This is a genomic window from Caballeronia zhejiangensis (genome assembly GCF_022879815.1).
Classification (GTDB): domain Bacteria; phylum Pseudomonadota; class Gammaproteobacteria; order Burkholderiales; family Burkholderiaceae; genus Caballeronia; species Caballeronia zhejiangensis.
The window spans coordinates 863,634-882,037 of record NZ_CP084285.1; the positions used below are offsets into that span (position 1 = coordinate 863,634).

Genomic DNA, 18,404 nt, shown 5'->3' on the forward strand with positions numbered 1-18,404 from the left:
GCAAAAAAATCACGAATGGGCACCGACTCGGAACTGGGATTCTTCTGCCTGCTGGTGAAGCAAGGCAGTCTGGCCGCGACCGCGCGAGAGCTGAATCTGACGCCGCCGGCGGTCTCGCGGCGGCTCTCTTCGCTCGAAGACCGGCTCGGCGTGCGCCTGCTCAACCGCACGACGCGGCGCATCAGCCTGACGAGCGAAGGCGAGGTGTATTTCGCGAACGCCCAGCGAATATTGAGCGACATCGACGACATGGAGCGGACGGTCTCCAGCAGCCGGGCCGCGCCGAAAGGACTGTTGCGCGTCAATGCGCCGTTGGGATTCGGGCGGTCGTATATCGGTCCGGCGATCTCGGAATTCAGCGAGGCGTTTCCCGATGTCGAAGTGCAACTGCATCTGACCGATCGGCCGATCAGCCTGCCGGACGAGAGCATCGACGTGTCCGTGCGCTTCGGCGAGATGCCGGATTCACGGCTGATCGCGAAGAAGATCGCGTCGAATCGGCGGCTTCTGGTGTCGTCGCCGGGATATTTGCGTGTGGCCGGAGAGCCGGCGCATCCGCATGATCTGACTTCGCATCAATGCATCGTGCTGCGTCAGAACGAGGCCGCCTATGGCAACTGGCGTCTGACGCGCAGCGGGCGCACGGAGACCGTGAAAGTGCACGGCAAGCTCAGCACCAACGACGGCGAAGTGGCGCTGAACTGGGCGCTGGAAGGGCGCGGCATTCTCATGCGCGCGGAATGGGACGTCGCGAAGTATCTGCGCAGCGGAAGGCTGGTTCAGGTGTTGAGCGAATACGACACGCCGCCCGCCGATATCTACGCGGTCTATCCCGAACGGCTGAATCTGTCGCCGAAGGTCGCGGTTTTCGTCGATCATCTGCGTCACTATCTCGGCCAGCACGCCGATGGTCCGTCGCCCGCCGGCTCGCCGTGGTAGCGGCGCTTCACGCGTCGCCCTTCAGCTCCTGCGCGATGAAGTCGACGAACGTGCGAATGCGGTTCGACATCTGATGCCGCTGCGAGTAGACCGCGAAGATATCGGCGTTGGGCGTTTCGTGGTCGGGCAGCACGCGCACGAGCGAACCATCGGCCAGATACGGCTTCAAATCCCATTCGGCGCGCATCAGGATGCCGTGGCCTTCGAGCGCCCATTTCACGGCTATTTCGCCGTCGTTCGTCGTGAGCGTGCCGTCGATCCGCACCGCTTCCGTCTTGCGCGACGCGCCGCGTCCGGACGTGAGCCGCCACACGCCGTAGGCTTCGTCGCCCTGACGAATGCCGATGCAGTTATGCCGCGTCAGATCGTGCGGGACGAGCGGCATGCCATGCGCCTCGATATACGACGGCGCGGCGCACAACAGCCGCCGGTTTCCCGCGAGACGCCGCGCGATCACGCGCGTATCGGGCGGTTCGCCGAACCGGATGCAGACGTCGAACTTGTCGTCGGTGAGCGGCGGCGGCGTGACCGACAACTGCAACTGCACCGACACTTGCGGATACATCCTGCTGAAACGCGAAATCAGCGGCGCGACGTGACTGCGCCCGAAACCGAGCGTCGCGTTCACGCGCAGCAGACCTTTCGGGCTTTGCTTGGCGGCGCCGAGCAGTTCGGAGAGTTCGTCGATCTCGTCGAGAATCCGGCGCGCGTGTTCCAGATACAGCTCGCCTTCCGGCGTGAGCATCATCCGCCGCGTCGTGCGATTGACGAGCGCCACGCCGGCGCGCGCTTCCATCTGCGAAAGACGCTTGCTGACGGCCGCCGCCGTGAGGCCGAGCTCGCGCGCGGCCGCGCTCAGACTGCCTGCCGCCGACAGCGTGGAGAAGAAGCTCAGATCGGCGGGCTGGACGGCATCGGGCATCGGTTCATTCGTAACTTCAGGTTAAAGATGCTTTGAGTCTAGCACCGGTTTTGGAGCCGGAATGCGGTTAAAGTTCGCCCATACCCGACAACATCGAAGGACGGAGACATGAAGACCTATCGCATTGCAACGATTCCCGGCGACGGCATCGGCAAGGAAGTGGTTCCGGCGGGCCAGCAAGTGCTCGAAGCGCTCGCCGAGTCCACGCAGGCATTCGCTTTCGAATTCGAGAATTTCGACTGGGGCGCGGACTATTACCGTCAGCATGGCGTGATGATGCCCGCGAACGGACTCGATGCGATCCGGGACAAGGACGCCATTCTCTTCGGCTCGGCGGGCGATCCGGACGTGCCCGATCACATCACGCTGTGGGGCCTGCGTCTCAAGATTTGCCAGGGATTCGACCAGTACGCGAACGTGCGTCCGACGCGCATCCTGCCGGGCATCGACGCGCCGCTGAAGCGCTGCAAGCCCGAAGACCTGAACTGGGTGATCGTGCGTGAAAACTCGGAAGGCGAATATTCCGGCGTGGGCGGGCGCGTGCATCAAGGTCATCCGATCGAAGCCGCGACCGATGTGTCGATCATGACGCGCGCGGGCGTCGAGCGCATTCTGCGGTTCGCGTTCCGCCTCGCGCAGTCGCGTCCGCGCAAGCTGCTGACCGTCATCACGAAGAGCAACGCGCAACGTCACGCAATGGTCATGTGGGACGAGATCGCGAACGAAGTCGCCGCCGAATTCCCCGATGTCAAATGGGACAAGGAACTCGTCGACGCCGCCACCGCGCGCATGGTCAATCGTCCGCAGACGCTCGATACGATCGTCGCCACCAATCTTCACGCCGACATTCTCAGCGATCTCGCCGCCGCGCTCGCGGGCAGTCTCGGCATCGCGCCGACGGGCAACATCGATCCGGAGCGCCGCTATCCGTCGATGTTCGAACCGATTCACGGCTCCGCGTTCGACATTATGGGCAAGGGCCTGGCGAATCCGGTCGGCACGTTCTGGTCGGTCGTGATGCTGCTCGAACATCTCGGCGAGTTCGACGCGGCCAAACGCGTCATGCAGGCGATCGAAGCCGTGACATCCGACAAGTCGCTGCACACCGGCGATCTCGGCGGAACCGCGACGACGGCGCAAGTCACGGCCGCCGTCTGCGCGCTGGTCGACAAGCAGGCGGCTAACGCGGCCTGAATCGGTTGCCCGATGACGTCCCGCGAGCGCGTCTATTTCTCCGCGCCGATGGTCGTCACGGGCTGCCATTTCATCGACTTGACCTGATACAGCGTCGATGTCGGGTTGTTCAGATCGCCGAACTTGTCGAACGAGATATTTCCGGTGATGCCGTTGTACTGGATCGTGCGCAGCGTCTCGATGATCGCGGCGGGCTTCACGGAATTTGCCTTCTTCATCGCGGTGATGGCGAGCCACGCGCAGTCATACGCGAACGGCGCGTAGGTGAGCGTCTCCGCGCCGAAGCGCTTCTTGAATTTCGCGGCGAATGCGCGGCCTTCGGGCAATGAATCGACGGGCCGGCCGTATTCCCAGGCCATCGCGCCTTCAGCCGCGTTTCCCGCCGAACTGATGAACACACTGTCGGCAATCCCGCCGCTGCCGACGAACTGCGCGCGGATGCCGAGCTGCTTCATGCGCTTGACGATCAGCCCGGCCTGACCATCGAGTCCGCCGAAGTACAGAAGATCGGCGTTGGCGGCCTTGATGTTCGTCAGTTGCGCATTGAATTCGACGGCCTTGTCGTTGGTGTATTCCTCCGACACGACCTGGCCGCCCGCCGCCTGCACCGCCTTCCTGAACTCTTCGACAGCGCCTTGCCCGAAGGCGGTCCGGTCGTCCATGACCGCGATCCGCTTCGCCTTGGTGACCTTCACGGCATACGTGCCGGCGTTGCCGGAATTCTGCGTGTCGGTGGCGATGATGCGGAACACGTTGTTCAAGCCCTGACGCGTAATCGCGGGATTCGTCGCCGCGGGATCGAGCAGCGGAATGCCGGCCTTCCCGAAGATGGGCGCGGAAGGCAGCGCGACGCCGGAGTTGTAATAGCCGACGACCGCAACGACGCCATCGTCGACGAGCTTCTGCGCCACCTGAACGCCGATGCGCGGATCGCCCTGATCGTCGACGGATGCGAGCTCGAACTGGACCGGCTGTCCGTCGATGCTGATGTGCTGGGCGTTGGCTTCTTCGATCGCGAGCCGCACGCCGTTTTCCAGATCCTTGCCGTTCGCGGCGCTGATGCCGGTGAGCGGCGCGGACAGGCCGATCTTGACGGTCTGCTGCGCGCTTGCAATGAGCGGAGCCAGGCAGAGCGCGGAGGCCGCGAAGAGGGAAACGAACGTTTTCATGACAGGGCACTCCATCAAGTGAAGGTCATACGCGGTTCGGGCGTTCGCTTAACGCGGGCGAAGGCCGTCATTCGGCTTGTCGTATCGTTTCGGGACTTATTTTCTGTCGAATTCCGGCGGTTCGTATTCGGGGGAAAATACTGATGTCTCCGCGAGCGAACGATTGTTCTGCGGCGCGCCCATCATGAGTCGAGGATTTGCAGATGAATCGGACAGAGAAAGAAAAGATGCTGGCTGGCGAGCTGTACACGGCCAACGACGCAGAAATTCAGGCCGATCAGGCAGCGGCGCGCGCATGGATGGCGCGCTTCAATGGCGCGATGGACATGCCGCTCGCACAGCGGTACGGGTTGCTCGGCGAACGGTTCGCCGCCATCGGTCCGGACTCGATGGTCCGGCCGCCGTTTCATTGCGACTACGGCTACAACATCACGCTCGGCGCGGGCGTGTTCTTGAACTACAACTGCACGATTCTCGATGTCGTCGCCGTGGAGATCGGCGACATGACGCAGATCGCGACGGGCGTGCAGATTCTGACCGCCGATCATCCGCGCGATCCTGCCGTGCGCGCGACGGGCCTCGAACTGGGGCGTCCCGTGCGGATCGGCCGCAATGTGTGGATCGGCGCGGGCGCGATCATCCTGCCGGGCGTGACGATCGGCGATGACGCTCTGATCGGCGCAGGCAGCATCGTGACGCGCGATGTGCCCGCCGGCGCCACGGCGGTCGGGAATCCGGCGCGTGTTCGTCCTGCTGTCCGCGACTAGAAGTCCCGATCGCCGTTACCAGTTCTTCGATGCGAGCAGCGCCTTCACCTGTCCGGCGACGATGGTATAGCCGGCGTCGTTGAGATGGATCGCGTCGGAGCGCAGTGAAGACGGCGGAATGTCGTGGCTGTGATCGATGACGTCCTGAGGAAGGCTCGGATTGTAGGCATTGACGAGCGCAGACTCGACGTCGATGAAATTGTCGGGATACGCCGCCTTCAGGGACGCGTTGAGATCGTCGAGATATTTCGCGACTTCTCCGCCCGCATACTCGCCCGTGAAATCGCCCTTGATGATCGAAAGCACCGCGAAGTGCGCGCCCGCGGGCTTGAGCCACTGTACGATGGACTTCACGTCCGCGAGGACGGTCTGTGCGTCATAGCCATTGTTGCGGCCGACCCAGATGATCGCGGTCCATGTGTCATAGCCTTCCGAATCGCCGAGAAATGCCGATCCGGCGGCGCAAGGCACTGCCGATCCGGCGCTGTCCCGCACGAACGTATAGGTTTCGGTCGTCGATGGCGGCCCGCCGTCCGCTGTGCGCTGGAGCGCGCCATGCACCGAGCAGAGCGTGCCCGGCTTGCTCCGAGCGACGTCATCGGCGGGTGTCGACAGCATGTCGATCGACACGCTCGAAAGATGGACCGCCGTGTTGCCCGCCGGCACGGCGTCGCCATCGACCGTGACCGTCGATGGCAATGCTCCGACGCGCGCCGCGATCTGCGTCGATGTCTGCCCGCCGATGCCGAGATTCGCAAAGGTCCGATTATTTAGCATGCCGGACAAAATTGCCGGGTAGCCGCCGATATCCGATCCGACTCCCTGCGTCAGGCTATCGCCGATGGCAACGATATTCGGCGACGAACCCGCGGGCGTGGCAGCGGGAGCAGGCTCTGAAGCCGGCGTAGGCGCGGTCGCGGTGGACGTGCTTTGAACGCCCGAAGAACTGTCGCCGCCGCCGCCGCAAGCCGCCAGCAACGAAGTGGCGGCCAATGCCGCCAAGCGTGCCTGAATCCGGTTCATGTCTCCCCCAAGTCGACTGGACGTCGTTGTCATTGCCTGCGAGGGTACTGTCATGAAACCGGGGACATGCCGGCCGGACGGAAATCGCCAAGACCTTGTCGGCCTGGAACCTGTCCGGCGCGCGCATCCGCATGTCGCGTTGCGACTAACTGCTTACTCAAACTTCGCGATCGGGCAGCAACGCCGCAAGCAGCCGCCGTAACTCCAGACATTCCTTTTTCGTCAGCCGCGCGGTGAGAATGCGCTCGACTTCCTCGACGCGCGGACGCAGCGCCGCCAGTTGCTTCTTTCCGGCCGGCGTCAGGAAGAGCACGTAACTGCGCTTGTCGACGGGATCGTCCGAGCGTTCGATGAGACCGTTGCGAACCATGCGCGCGACGAGATCGGCGATCGTCGAACGGTCCACATCGAGTTCATCGCCGAGCTGGCGCTGATTGACGCCGGGCGTTTCGTGCAGGACTTCGAGCGCCGCGTACTGCACGCTCGTAATCTCGGCGGAAACCTCGGCGAGCCACACCGCGACATGGCGCTGCTGCGCGCGACGCACGAGGCTGCCCGTGTATCGCGACAGCGCGCGGTCATCTTCTTTATTCGGCAATTTGATCAGTTCATGAGCGGGTTGAAGCACGCGGAAAGATCGGATCGAAAAAGGCGTTCAGTTCCGCGTACGCGTCCAGGGGCAGGACATGCGCGACGTATTGATCCGGACGGACCACGACGATCGCGCCCCGTTCGCGATCGATGCCGCGCTCGTGGAAAATATCAGTCGCCGCATCGTTGGTAAATGCTTTCTCGTAGTCGACCAGACCATAGCGCCCCTTGCGCGGCAGGAGAATGCCCGGCAGTTCATTCAACGCGACGTCGCGATGATCCCGCTGCAACACCGCGCGCAGATCGAGAACGCTGTCCGGATCGGCGCCTTCCGGCGTCACGCGCCGCAGAACGGAATCGGGCGAAGCGCAAAGATGTTCGCACAGCGCATGCAGCGCGCGGCCGTTCCCATCAGCAAACGCATACAGACGCCAGCGGCCATCGGCGCGCGCGACGTGTCCGAGATGCATCGGCTTGGCATCGGCCAGACGAATCACGGGCGACGAGTGAAAGCGCGTGCCGATCGCGAAGCCGCTCGCGAGCGCCTGATGCGTCGGCTCGCCCGTCAGCATGGCCGGACGGTAGCGCGTCGCGACGCCCGCTGTGTAGCGGCCCGCGCGCACGAAGTACGCCTGAAGCTCGGCGGGATCGACGCCGCCCGCTTCGGGCCGGTTCGGGTCTTTGGGCGGTGCGGCCATCATGGCCGACCATTCCTTGTCGAAATCGATGAGCTCCTGCGCGATCGGCTGACGTTCGTCGGAATAGGTGCGCAGCAGGTCGGCGTCGCCGAGTCCGCGCAGCACCGCGCCGAGTTTCCAGCCGAGATTGAAGCCGTCCTGCATCGAGACGTTCATGCCCTGGCCGGCCTTCGCGCTATGCGTGTGGCAGGCATCGCCCGCGATGAACACGCGCGGCTCGCGACTCGTGCCATCGGCGGCGATGGCATCGTCGAAACGGTCCGTCAGACGCTGCCCGACCTCGTACACGGAGAACCACGCGACTTCCTTCACGTCGAGCGAATAGGGATGAAGGATACGTTGCGCGGTCTGAATGATGCGATCGACCTTGATCTGCTTGATGGTGTCGCGATTGTCCGCCGTGACCTCGCCCAGATCGACGTAAAAGCGCACCAGATACCCGCCTTCGCGCGGAATGATGAGCAGATTGCCTTCGCTCGCGGATTGAATCGCGACCTTCAGACGAATGTCGGGGAAGTCCGTGACAGCGAGCGCATCCATCACGCCCCACGCGTGATTGGCCGCATCGCCACGCAGCGTTTGCCCGATGGCCGTCCGCACGCGGCTGCGCGCGCCATCGCAACCCACGACATAACGCGCGCGCACGGTGACGGTCTCGTCGAGCCGCGCCGCATCGGTGCGCCGCAGCGTGACTTTCACCGGATGATCGCCGTCGCCGTCGCCGTCGCCGTCGCCGTCGTCGTCGCCGTCGTCGTCGCCGTCGCGCTCGACATCGACGACTTCGAGATCGTAGTCCGGTTCGAGACGCAAGGCGGAACGCCGCATCACACCGAGCAGATAGTCCTGCACGCGCGCCTGATTGACAATGACGTGCGGAAACTCCGACAAACCTGTTTCGGTATCCTGAACGCGGCCGGTACGCCTGATCGCGCCGCGATCTTCGGCATCGGGCCGCCAGAAAGCCGTTTCGTTGACCCAGTACGCCTCGCGCTGCAGGCGATCGCTCAGGCCGAACGCATTGAACATCTCGACAGTGCGGCACGCGACGCCGTCCGCCTGGCCCATCAAGAGCGGTCCGGAACGGCGCTCGACGATGCGCGTATCGATCGTCGGAAACTGCGAGAGTTGCGCGGCCAGCACGAGTCCCGCAGGCCCGCTGCCGACGATCAGGACATCGACCGTTTCGGGCATGTCGACGCGAGGCGCGTCGCTGGCGGCAGGTTCGATCGTCGGATCGCCGACGCGGAAACCGTCGAGATGAAATTGCATGGTGTCTCCCTCTTTGACTGGATGTCTCGATGGCCTGAAATATACTCCGTACACCAACTATATCAAAGCGATTCCGACGAACTGGATGTTTACCCCTAGATCGGCGCGTCTCGTGCAGCAAAGCATGACGGGTTGCGTCGGCTGGCTCGGGCCGCAGCGTGCGTTATGCGCGCGTGGCGGCATCGACGAATGCGGATATATTCAATTGCGTGGCGGCGGGCGATCGGCTCGTACATCTGATTCGCTCGGATCGGCGACGGCGATCTGGATCGTCAGCCGCACGGGCGGCTGAGCCGCGCATGTGATGGAGCAGCGCACGCAGACTTTCCTGCTGCGTCCGCGGGCGAAGTATGAGATGACGCCGTCATCCGAAAACGCGACCGGTTCGCAGGAATCGCGTGCGGCGGGAAACGATCAACCAAGGAGGCATCCATGGTCATCACGAACTCGCAGTCCGGCACGAACGTCGAGGAAATCGCCGCTGGCGTGTATCGCATCAACACGCCCGTGACGCTGCCCGGCGATGCGAGCGGTTTTTCCTTCAACCAGTATCTGATCGTCGATGACGATCCGCTGCTCTTTCATACCGGTCCGCGCAAGATGTTCCCGCTCGTGCGGGAAGCGCTCGCGAGCGTGATCGATCCGGCGCGCTTGCGGCACATCGCGTTCTCGCACGTCGAAGCGGACGAGTGCGGTTCGCTCAACGAGTGGCTTGCGGCGTCGCCCGATGCCACGCCGCTGTGCGGCACGGTTGCTGCGATGGTGTCGATCACCGATCTCGCCGATCGCGCGCCCGTCGCGCTCGCCGACGGAGAATCGATCCCGCTCGGACGTCATCGCGTGCGATGGATCGACACGCCGCATCTGCCGCACGCCTGGGAGTGCGGCTTCATGATGGAAGACAGCACGCGCACGCTCTTATGCGGCGATCTGTTCACGCAAGGCGGCGCGACGCTGCCCGCGTTGACCACCGGGGATATTCTGGGCCCGAGCGAAGCGTTCCGGCGCAGCATGGATTACTTCTCTCACACGCGTAACGCCGACGCGATGTTCGAGCGCCTCGCGCAACTCGCTCCGACCACGCTCGCCTGCATGCACGGCAGCGCGTGGAGCGGTGACGGCGCTGCGTTGCTGCGCGCATTGGCGCAGAGCGTGAAGCAATGAAACGTCCGACGTCATTCGATAACGAGTTTCGTCAGACACATTCCTTTCGCCCCGACGACACAGCCCGTCACGACATCGAAACGCAGGCCGTGCGCGGGGCATTGAAGGATATGTCCGTCGAGCCGGCCGTTCGCGAGCGAAGCGCCGTTGTGCGGACATGAATTGTCGATCGCGTGAACGACGCCTTCGATATTGAAGAGCACGACGCTGCGTCCATCGACGAACGTGAGCGTGCGCGCGCCGGTCTGCGGCACGTTCTCCGGCGCGATCGATAGTTTGTGTGTCATCGCGGATTCAATGCCACGGACTCAGGTCATCGCACGGCGTGTGCGCGTCCATCCAGTCGTAGGGGCCGTATGACGCTCCCCACGCCCATGTCCGCGTGGACGTCGAGGTCGACGGGACCTCCGGCTTCGATTGTTCGACGGTGTCGGCGGTTTCGGTCGACGAAGCCGTGTGCAGGCGATCGGTCATTGCGGTTTCTCCTTGAAGTGGCGTGAATTTATCGGCTGATTTCGGTTGCTTGCTGCTCTGATGCACGTCCGCGCAGCGCGTCGATCTTGTCGAGATCGCGTGCATATCTCGCTCTGCCGAGCGCGAATGCGACCATTGCCGCCACGCCGACGAGCGGAATCACCTGTAACGCGCCCAACAGACCGATGCGGTCGGCGATCGCGCCCGTCACGAGCGGGCCGGGCGCGAGGCCGAGCAGGTTGTTGGCGAGCGTGAGCGTCGCGAATGCGGAGGCGTGGATCGTCGATGGCGTGAGGTTGGCCACCATCGCGCCCGCCGGCCCCGACGTACCCGCGACGACCAGAATGCCCGCGCCGAGCAGCACGAGCTGCAATGCGCCTGGCGCAACGCGGAAGCCGATGGACAGCAGCACGATCGAGATCAGGCAATAGGCCAGCGCCGTGATCCACTTGCGCGACGGCGCGTTGCGGCAAATCTTGTCCGTGACGACACCGCACGCGACCATGCCGATTCCGCCGAGCAGCACGAAGACGGCGGCGCCTGCCGCGGCCTTGTCGGCGGGCATCGCGTAGTAGCGGTTGAGGAAGCTCGGCATCCACGCGATCACCGCGCCCATGATGAAAAGCTGCAAGCCGCTGCCGACGTACGCGCAGACGACGGAAACCGTCGAGAAGAGTCCGGCCAGCAGCGCGCGCAGACTCGTGCGGATGCCGTCCGCCTGTCGCGTGGCGGGTTGCGCGTCGCCATATCGCGCGGCGATGCGCTTGTCGGAAACCGTCAGACGATAGACGATCACGAGCACGATGCCGAAGATCGCCATCGCCGCGAACGAGGCACGCCATCCGAAGTGCATGGCGACGAAGCCGCCGAGCGCCATGCCGAGCACCGAGCCGAACGCACCGCCGGCCATGAACGCGCCGGTGAGCGTGGAGCGCAAGTGCGCGGGGAAAATGCTGAGAATCAGCGCGATGCCGACGCTGCCGTAAGCCGCCTCGCCGAGACCGACGCAGGCGCGCGCCACGAGCATTTCGCCGTAGTTGGTCGCGATCGCACAGCCGAGCGTCGCGAGACTCCAGAGCGTCGCCATCAGAACGAGGCTGCGCACGCGGCCCCAGCGGTCGGCGAGCACGGAAAGCGGAAAGGTGAGTAGGCCGACCATCAGCGCGACGACGCCGCTCAACGAGCCCAACTGCGTGTCGGAAAGGCCCCATGCCTGCTTGAGCAGCGGAAACACCGCGTTCAGCACTTGCCGGGACATGTAGTCCGATAAAAGCAGACCGAAGGTCAGCGCGAAAACGATCCACGCGTATTTGCGTGATTTGGCCGTGGCGGTGTTGTCGTCACACTTCGCCGGCTCGATGCAATGAATATCCAAGATTGTCTCCTCCGATGTCCGGCTTCCGGCAGGACGCGTGAGCATCCCGCCATCGCCGTGGAGTGTTGATGTCAGGCCGCGCGCAGCGGCAGATTGACCTGGCCGGCCTTGCGGTTCGGCGCCATACCGTTGGCGGCGAGCGTTTCGTCGATGGTTTCGTATTGCACGCCGATGCGATAGATCTCGCGCGCTTCCTTGCCGCTCGCGATCTCGCGTCCCAGTTCGCGCGCCACGCGCACGCACTGCTCGATCTGCTGCACCGACGTGAAACGGTTGCCGTGCTGATCGATGATCGTATCCTCGATGCCGCAGCGCGGATGCAGGCCCATCGACATCGCCATCATGTTGAACGGCAGCACGTTCTTCAGCAGCGACTCCGCCGTGAGCGTGCAGCCGTCCGGCGCGCGATGCACGAAGTTGAAGAAGTTGAACGGATTCGGACCGTCGAAGCCGCCGCCGATGCCGATCCACGTCAGATTCAGCGGCCCCTTGTACACGCCCTTGCGCACGAGGCGTTCGAGCGTCTCCAGCGCGTGGATGCCGGTCAACTGGAAATGCGGCTGGATGCCGGACGCCTGCAGACGGCGCAGATGCTCCTCGACCCATGCGGGGCCGGCGGGAACCGTCATTTCCGCGTAGGCGGCCATGAACGCCGGGTTGGAGAGCGAAGTGCCCGCCAGATACTCCGGATACAGCAGCTCCATGATGTTCATCTGCGTCGTGTTGATCGCGACGGTCACCTGATCGGGCTTCGGATCGAGTTCGGCGAGCATGTGACGCGTATCGTCGGAGAGCCACTTGGCCGCCTGACCGTCGTCTTCCGGCGCGAACGAGATCGAACCGCCGACCTGGATGATCATGTCCGGCACCGCCGCGCGCACGCCGGCGATCAGCTCGTTGAACTTCGAGAGGCGCTTGCTGCCCTTGCCATCGAGTTCCCGCACATGCAGATGGAGAACGGTCGCGCCCGCGTTGTAGCAGTCGACGGCTTTCTGCACCTGCTCTTCCATCGTCACGGGGATATCTTCAGGGAAATCTTCCGGCATCCACTCGGGACCGTAAGGCGCAACGGTGATTACGACCTTGTCCTGGTTTTCGGGGTGCAGGGAATCGTCGAGGAATTGCATGTTCGCTCCTGTGAATTGGATTCGTTGACCTGAACCCATCGTAGTGGAGAGATGTCTCGTGCAACCCTCTCGCGTCGGGAGGGGAGGGCGCGATATTGAGGGCGCGATCTGCAGCCGTTGCCCCTCCCGCCGCGAGAGGGGTTTTGACCGCGCGCTTTCCGTATTCTTGCAACATGACTTCACGCGCCGTGAAGCGGCCGATTACGCGGCTGCCTTTTCGATCACGACGTCCGGAAGCAACAAGATACGGAGACCTTATGAAACTCGGAAGAATTCCATGCTTCGCCGCGTTGCTCGCGTGCTCAGGCGCTGCGGCGGCACAAGGTTCGGTGACGCTTTACGGCGTCGTCGATGCAGGCTTGCTTTATCAGAGCACGTCGGCCGCGTCGTTCGCGCCGAACGCGCCCAATCTGGGCAAGGTGTATCGCTACAAGGACGGCGGCATCTACGCCAGCTACTGGGGCCTTAAAGGCTACGAGGATCTCGGCGGCGGATATCGCGTCAACTTCAGGCTGCAGGGCACCTTCGATTCGGGCAGCGGCCGCTTCGGTCTGTCCGACACACCCGGCGTGCCCGCGCAGTTCAACCAGTTCGCGACGCTCGGCATTTCCGGCCCGTTCGGCACGTTCAACGCGGGCCGCCAGATCGTGCCGATGGTCTACGCAATGTTCGATACCGACGTGCGCGGCGCGCAGTACTTCGGCAGCATTCTCACCGCGTGGCTCGGCATGAACCAGGCCGCCGGCTGGCCGGGCACCAGCACGAACGGTCCGATCGGCGCGCTGTACGACAGCAACGCGCTCGTCTACGAATCGCCGAAATTCTATGGCGCGTCGCTCGCGCTCGAATACGCGCCGGGCGGCGTACCGGGCGAATTCCAGGGCGGCACGCGCGAGTCCGCCGTGGTCAAGTATTCGAACTTCGGCCTGAACCTCGCGGCGGTCTACTACAACGGACACGATGCGAACCCGCTGCCCGGCGTCGCGGCGACCGGCCTCAACAACAACCGGCTCGTCTACTTCGGCGCGATGTACACGTTCAGCGACATTTCGGTGTCCGGCTCGTACAGCCACGGCAAGAATCCGGCGAACGCGGGCCGCGCGGACTACGACCTCTATTCGGCGGGCCTCGGCTATCGCTTCTCGCCGGTGTTCAAGATGACTTCGGGCTTCTATTACCTGAAGGACAACAACAACTCGACGAATCATTCGAGCGAATTCGCGCTCGGCGCGGAGTACAGCCTGTCGAAGCGCACGCTCGCTTATGCGCAAGTCGGCTATGTCGACAATCACGGCACGATGAACCAGACGATCGTCTACGGGCAACCCGTGGCTCCGGGCGAGTCGACCACCGCGGCGATGATCGGCCTGCGGCACAACTTCTAAGACGATAAACGGAGCAACCATGAAGAAAATCATGTCACGCAATGCGGTGGGCGGCGCAGCGATCGTGATGGCGTCGATGAGCGCCGGCCTCGAATCGAGCCAGTCGATCGCGGCGGCGAGCGCGCCTTCGATGGCCTCGGCCGCGAGCGCGCCTGTCGCGACGCGCAAGGAGAATCGCGCGCTGCGCAAGCTCGTGTACGCGGCGTTCGCGAAGGACAAAAGCATCGATGCGGGCGATATCGGCGTGAGCGCGAAAGACGGCGCGGTGACGCTGACGGGCACCGCGGCCGACGCGGCGCAGATCGAGAAGGCTGCAACGCTGGCGAAAGGCGTCCCGGGCGTGACGTCTGTCACGAACAAGCTGACCGTCCGGCGCAATTTCGCGCAATAACGGAGATTGCATGAGAACGATGGAATACAGCATGGCGACGATCGATGAATTCGTCGGCCAGGAATTGGGCGTGTCGGACTGGGTCATCGTCGATCAGGCGCGCATCGAGGCATTCGCGCAATGCACGGGCGACATGCAGTGGATTCACGTCAACGAGGAACGCGCGAAACGCGAGAGCCCGTTCGGCGGAACGATCGCGCACGGCTATCTGACGCTGTCGCTCCTGGCGACGCTCGCGATCGAAGTCGGCCTCATTCCGCCCGATGCATCCGCCGCGCTGAATTACGGACTCGACAAGGTGCGCTTCATGACGCCGGTGCGATCGGGCAAGCGCGTGCGATGCCGCGTCGTGCTCAGTGCGGTGGAGCGCAAGGACGGCGGACGCATCCTCGTGAAGACGGACAGTGAATTACAGATCGAAGGCGAGACGAAGCCGGCGCTGATCGCACAAACGCTCGCAATGCTCGTCGCGTAACGGCGGCGCGTGGAAGGAATTTCAAATGATCAACGAGAACGAAGGCCTCACGGCCAGCGCCGCCGACGGCATGCTCGGACCCAACCCGTTCGTCGGATTGCGCGCGGTCGACATGTTTGCGGCTGCGGGACAGATCGGCGCTCAGGCGATGCTGCATCCCGCGTTGCTGATGGGACAGACCGCGGCGCTCGTCCGCGATCTGAGCTCGGCGGTCAACGGCGCTCACGCGCCTTCGCCGCAGCAAGGCGACAAGCGATTCGCCGATCCGGCATGGCGCGAACAGCCGCTGTATCGCACGACGCTGACGGGGTATCTGGCATGGCGCGATGCGCTCGCCGGATTCATCGATCGGTCCGCGCTCGACGATGCCAGCAAGGAGCGCGCGCAGTTCGTGATGTCGCTCCTGACCGATGCGCTCGCGCCGACCAACACGCTCGCGGGCAATCCGGCGGCGCTGCGCAAGCTCGTCGACACGCGCGGTGCGAGCGTCGTCGCCGGCATGCGCAACATGCTCACCGATACGCTCAACAACAAGGGCATGCCTTCGCAGGTCGACAAGCGCGCGTTTCGCGTCGGCGGGAATCTCGCGACGACGCCGGGCGCGGTCGTCTTCCGCAACGAAGTGCTCGAACTCATCCAGTATGCGCCGGCGACGCCGAACGTCCGCGCGCGTCCGCAGCTCATCGTGCCGCCGCAGATCAACAAGTTCTATATCTTCGATCTGTCGGCGGGGAAGAGCATCGTCGAATATCTGGTGCAGAGCGAGTTCCAGGTGTTCGCCGTGAGCTGGCGCAATCCGACCGAGGCGCAGCGCGACTGGGACATGGACACGTATGTCGCCGCGCTCATCGAAGCGATCGACGCGGTGCGCGACATCACCGGTCACGCGGATGTGAACCTGCACGGCGCGTGCTCCGGCGCGATGACGATCTCCGCGCTGCTCGGCCATCTGGCGGCGCGCGGCGACAAGACGGTCCACGCGGCCACGCTGATGGTCGCCGTGCTCGACAGCAGCGCCGATTCGCAACTCGGTCTCTTTACGACGCCCGAAGCCATCGAAGTCGCCAAGCGCAGCAGTCGCGCGAAGGGCGTGCTGCCCGGCGAGGAAATGGGCCGCGTGTTCGCATGGATGCGGCCGAACGATCTCGTCTGGAGCTTCTGGGTCAACAACTATCTGATGGGCGAGGCGCCGCCGGCCTTCGACATCCTCTACTGGAACAACGACACGACGCGCCTGCCCGCGAAGCTGCACGGCCAGTTGCTCGACATCTTCACGCGCAGCCTGCTCAGCGAGCCGGGCAAGCTGACGGTGCTCGGCACGCCGGTCGATCTGTCGAAGGTCGAGTGCGACACGTATGTGATGGCCGGCGTGACCGATCACATCACGCCGTGGAAGGGCGTCTATAACACGGCGCGCGCGTTCGGCGGCAAGACGCGCTATGTGCTGAGTTCGAGCGGGCATATCCAGAGCCTCATCAATCCGCCGGGCAATCCGAAGGCGAAGTTCTTCCGTAACGACGCATTGCCCGAAGACGCCGATGCATGGTTCGCCGGCGCGCGCCCGGAAGCGGATTCGTGGTGGAACGACTGGCGCGACTGGCTTGCGCAACGCTCGGGCGAACTGCGTCCCGCGCCGCGAGCCCTCGGCAACCGGCGTCACAAGCGACTGGCCGACGCGCCCGGAACGTATGTCAGCGAGGCCTGAAGCGAAGCGTCCAAACGGAAAACAAAGATGAAAAACGTGCGCGCACCGGAAATACAGACTGTTTCGCTGGATGGCCAAACGCTTCGCGTGGGCATCTGGCGTGGCAACGAGACTTCGCCGCCGCTCGTCGTGTTCAACGGCATCGGCGCGAATCTCGAACTGATTCAGCCATTCGCCGATGCGCTCGGCGATGTCGAAGTCGTCGTCTTCGATGTTCCCGGCGTCGGCGGATCGCCCGCGCCGCTCGTGCCGTATCGCTTCGCGACGCTCGCGGTGATGACCGACAAGCTGCTCGGGAAGCTCGGCTACGAAGGGCCGGTCGACATTCTCGGCGTGTCGTGGGGCGGCGCGCTGGCGCAACAGTTCGCGTATATGTATCCGTATCGCTGCCGCAGGCTGGTGTTGGCCGCGACATCGCCGGGCGTCATCATGGTGCCGGGGCGGCTATCGGTGCTGTCGAAGCTCGTCGGCGCGCGGCGTTACCGCGATCCGGACTATCTGCGGGAAGTGGGCGCGGAGATTTACGGCGGCGCTTATCGGCGCGATCCCGCGCTGCTGGCGGAACATGGCCGTCACATTCGCGCGCCGGGCGGACGCGGATACATGTATCAACTGCTCGCGACGTGCGGATGGAGCAGCCTGCTCTGGCTCGGCTCCCTGCGCCAGCCGACGCTCGTCATGCACGGCGACGACGATCCCATCGTTCCGCTCGTCAACGCGCAAATCCTTGCGCGCCGCATCCGGCGCGCGACGCTGCATGTCATCGAGGACGGGCATCTGTTTCTCATCACGCGAACATGCGAAGTCGGGCCGCTGGTGCGCAGTTTCCTGGCGAGCGAATAGCGAAAGAAACGCGTATCGTGTCGGATACCTCGGACTCGCATCGTGCTTCATGAACCTCATTCGCCTCGACATGCGGCGCGCGATCGTCATCGCCGCCGCCAGCTTCATGCTCGCGCTGACAGGATGCGCGTCTTCTTCACGCGATGCGCAATCGTCGCTCGATGCCGCCATTAACGGATCGCAACGCAGCGACAAGGCGAGGGCGCGCGACGTCTATCGTCATCCGAGAGAAACGCTGCAGTTCTTCGAGCTGACTCCGACCCAGGCGGTGCTCGAAATCGCGCCGGGCGGCGGGTGGTACACGGACATACTCGCGCCCTATCTGCACGATTCGGGTCAGCTTTACGAGGCGCAATATCTGAGCATATCCGCCGATCTCGCCGCCGAGGACAGCGATACCGACGCCGCTTATCGGCGCAAGCTCGCGGCTGCGCCCGCGGTGTATGGAAACGTCGTCGTCGGCACGTTGCACGCGGGGCGCTTCATCGGCTTTAACGCGCATGAGCGGTTCGACCGCGTGTTCACGTTCAGGAACATCCATAACTGGATCAAGGACGGCCAGATCGATGCAAACCTGCGCGCGTTCAATGACGCGCTCAAGCATGGCGGCGTGCTCGGCGTGGAGGAGCATCGCGCGCGGCCGGGAACGACCGTGCAGCAAATGATCGATTCCGGCTACGTGACCGAAGCATTCGTGATCGAGCACGCGCAAGCAGCGGGTTTCGTGCTGGTTGCGCGCAGCGAGATCAACGCGAATGCAAAGGATACGAAGGACTATCCGAACGGCGTGTGGTCCTTGCCGCCCACTTACCGGGGCGGCGATGTCGACCGGTCGCGTTACGCCGCCATCGGCGAGTCGGATCGCATGACGCTCAGGTTCGTCAAGCCTTAGT

General features: G+C 63.9%; 20 protein-coding genes. 11 read left to right on the forward strand and 9 right to left on the reverse strand.

Annotated features, from left to right (window positions below):
- Window positions 1–15: 15 nt before the first annotated feature.
- Window positions 16–939 (forward strand): LysR family transcriptional regulator, encoded by a 924-nt coding sequence (locus tag LDZ23_RS25125; protein ID WP_008347501.1) that lies wholly within the window; start codon window positions 16–18, stop codon window positions 937–939.
- Between the two features lie 7 nt (window positions 940–946).
- Here the strand turns inward: LDZ23_RS25125 and LDZ23_RS25130 are convergent, their stop codons facing one another.
- Window positions 947–1,861 (reverse strand): LysR family transcriptional regulator, encoded by a 915-nt coding sequence (locus LDZ23_RS25130; RefSeq protein ID WP_008347503.1) that lies wholly within the window; start codon window positions 1,859–1,861, stop codon window positions 947–949.
- A 108-nt stretch (window positions 1,862–1,969) separates the two neighbouring features.
- Here LDZ23_RS25130 and LDZ23_RS25135 point away from each other — a divergent pair, with 108 nt between their 5' ends.
- Complete coding sequence (locus tag LDZ23_RS25135) at window positions 1,970–3,055, forward strand: tartrate dehydrogenase (RefSeq protein ID WP_008347505.1); 1,086 nt, start codon at window positions 1,970–1,972, stop codon at window positions 3,053–3,055.
- Between the two features lie 32 nt (window positions 3,056–3,087).
- Here the strand turns inward: LDZ23_RS25135 and LDZ23_RS25140 are convergent, their stop codons facing one another.
- Window positions 3,088–4,224 (reverse strand): branched-chain amino acid ABC transporter substrate-binding protein, encoded by a 1,137-nt coding sequence (locus tag LDZ23_RS25140; protein WP_008347507.1) that lies wholly within the window; start codon window positions 4,222–4,224, stop codon window positions 3,088–3,090.
- A gap of 203 nt (window positions 4,225–4,427) precedes the next feature.
- Here LDZ23_RS25140 and LDZ23_RS25145 point away from each other — a divergent pair, with 203 nt between their 5' ends.
- The gene (locus tag LDZ23_RS25145) at window positions 4,428–4,991 is read left to right on the forward strand and encodes a sugar O-acetyltransferase (protein WP_008347508.1); all 564 of its coding nucleotides are present in this window, start codon (window positions 4,428–4,430) and stop codon (window positions 4,989–4,991) included.
- A gap of 15 nt (window positions 4,992–5,006) precedes the next feature.
- Here LDZ23_RS25145 and LDZ23_RS25150 read toward each other — a convergent pair whose 3' ends face one another.
- The 3 genes from LDZ23_RS25150 to LDZ23_RS25160 all read right to left on the reverse strand — a co-directional run bounded on the left by LDZ23_RS25150 (window position 5,007) and on the right by LDZ23_RS25160 (window position 8,572).
- Window positions 5,007–6,014 carry an SGNH/GDSL hydrolase family protein gene (locus LDZ23_RS25150; protein ID WP_008347510.1) on the reverse strand — a complete coding sequence of 336 codons (1,008 nt, stop codon included), beginning with the start codon at window positions 6,012–6,014 and terminating at the stop codon, window positions 5,007–5,009.
- A gap of 157 nt (window positions 6,015–6,171) precedes the next feature.
- The gene (locus tag LDZ23_RS25155; RefSeq protein WP_033536433.1) at window positions 6,172–6,612 is read right to left on the reverse strand and encodes a MarR family winged helix-turn-helix transcriptional regulator; all 441 of its coding nucleotides are present in this window, start codon (window positions 6,610–6,612) and stop codon (window positions 6,172–6,174) included.
- A gap of 10 nt (window positions 6,613–6,622) precedes the next feature.
- Complete coding sequence (locus LDZ23_RS25160) at window positions 6,623–8,572, reverse strand: FAD-binding monooxygenase (RefSeq protein ID WP_244808252.1); 1,950 nt, start codon at window positions 8,570–8,572, stop codon at window positions 6,623–6,625.
- An 85-nt stretch (window positions 8,573–8,657) separates the two neighbouring features.
- Here LDZ23_RS25160 and LDZ23_RS25165 point away from each other — a divergent pair, with 85 nt between their 5' ends.
- Both LDZ23_RS25165 and LDZ23_RS25170 read left to right on the forward strand, forming a co-directional pair.
- A complete protein-coding gene (locus LDZ23_RS25165; RefSeq protein ID WP_033536413.1) occupies window positions 8,658–8,864 on the forward strand; it encodes a hypothetical protein in 207 nt (68 codons plus the stop codon).
- A 140-nt stretch (window positions 8,865–9,004) separates the two neighbouring features.
- Window positions 9,005–9,736, forward strand: a complete 732-nt coding sequence (locus LDZ23_RS25170) for an oxygen-binding di-iron domain-containing protein (RefSeq protein WP_244808253.1) — start codon at window positions 9,005–9,007, stop codon at window positions 9,734–9,736.
- 11 nt (window positions 9,737–9,747) lie between these two features.
- Here LDZ23_RS25170 and LDZ23_RS25175 read toward each other — a convergent pair whose 3' ends face one another.
- The 4 genes from LDZ23_RS25175 to LDZ23_RS25190 form a co-directional block, all read right to left on the reverse strand.
- The gene (locus LDZ23_RS25175) at window positions 9,748–10,023 is read right to left on the reverse strand and encodes a Rieske (2Fe-2S) protein (protein ID WP_008347518.1); all 276 of its coding nucleotides are present in this window, start codon (window positions 10,021–10,023) and stop codon (window positions 9,748–9,750) included.
- A gap of 7 nt (window positions 10,024–10,030) precedes the next feature.
- Window positions 10,031–10,210 carry a hypothetical protein gene (locus tag LDZ23_RS25180; protein ID WP_033536412.1) on the reverse strand — a complete coding sequence of 60 codons (180 nt, stop codon included), beginning with the start codon at window positions 10,208–10,210 and terminating at the stop codon, window positions 10,031–10,033.
- A gap of 28 nt (window positions 10,211–10,238) precedes the next feature.
- On the reverse strand, window positions 10,239–11,585 hold the full coding sequence (locus tag LDZ23_RS25185; RefSeq protein ID WP_008347520.1) for an MFS transporter: 1,347 nt from the start codon (window positions 11,583–11,585) through the stop codon (window positions 10,239–10,241).
- 71 nt (window positions 11,586–11,656) lie between these two features.
- Complete coding sequence (locus tag LDZ23_RS25190) at window positions 11,657–12,712, reverse strand: beta-keto acid cleavage family enzyme (RefSeq protein WP_008347521.1); 1,056 nt, start codon at window positions 12,710–12,712, stop codon at window positions 11,657–11,659.
- A gap of 257 nt (window positions 12,713–12,969) precedes the next feature.
- On the opposite strand from LDZ23_RS25190, the gene LDZ23_RS25195 reads away from it, so the two are divergent.
- From LDZ23_RS25195 to LDZ23_RS25220, 6 genes are read left to right on the forward strand one after another with little or no spacing between them, the layout of a single operon-like run.
- The gene (locus LDZ23_RS25195) at window positions 12,970–14,097 is read left to right on the forward strand and encodes a porin (RefSeq protein WP_008347523.1); all 1,128 of its coding nucleotides are present in this window, start codon (window positions 12,970–12,972) and stop codon (window positions 14,095–14,097) included.
- 19 nt (window positions 14,098–14,116) lie between these two features.
- Window positions 14,117–14,488, forward strand: coding sequence for a BON domain-containing protein (locus tag LDZ23_RS25200; protein ID WP_008347525.1), 372 nt, complete (start codon window positions 14,117–14,119; stop codon window positions 14,486–14,488).
- A gap of 10 nt (window positions 14,489–14,498) precedes the next feature.
- On the forward strand, window positions 14,499–14,963 hold the full coding sequence (locus tag LDZ23_RS25205) for a MaoC family dehydratase (RefSeq protein ID WP_033536411.1): 465 nt from the start codon (window positions 14,499–14,501) through the stop codon (window positions 14,961–14,963).
- A 25-nt stretch (window positions 14,964–14,988) separates the two neighbouring features.
- Complete coding sequence (locus LDZ23_RS25210; RefSeq protein WP_008347528.1) at window positions 14,989–16,668, forward strand: alpha/beta fold hydrolase; 1,680 nt, start codon at window positions 14,989–14,991, stop codon at window positions 16,666–16,668.
- Between the two features lie 27 nt (window positions 16,669–16,695).
- Window positions 16,696–17,511 (forward strand): poly(3-hydroxyalkanoate) depolymerase, encoded by an 816-nt coding sequence (phaZ, locus tag LDZ23_RS25215; RefSeq protein WP_008347529.1) that lies wholly within the window; start codon window positions 16,696–16,698, stop codon window positions 17,509–17,511.
- A gap of 49 nt (window positions 17,512–17,560) precedes the next feature.
- Window positions 17,561–18,403 carry a class I SAM-dependent methyltransferase gene (locus tag LDZ23_RS25220; protein ID WP_034473361.1) on the forward strand — a complete coding sequence of 281 codons (843 nt, stop codon included), beginning with the start codon at window positions 17,561–17,563 and terminating at the stop codon, window positions 18,401–18,403.
- The last annotated feature ends 1 nt before the right edge of the window (window position 18,404 follow it).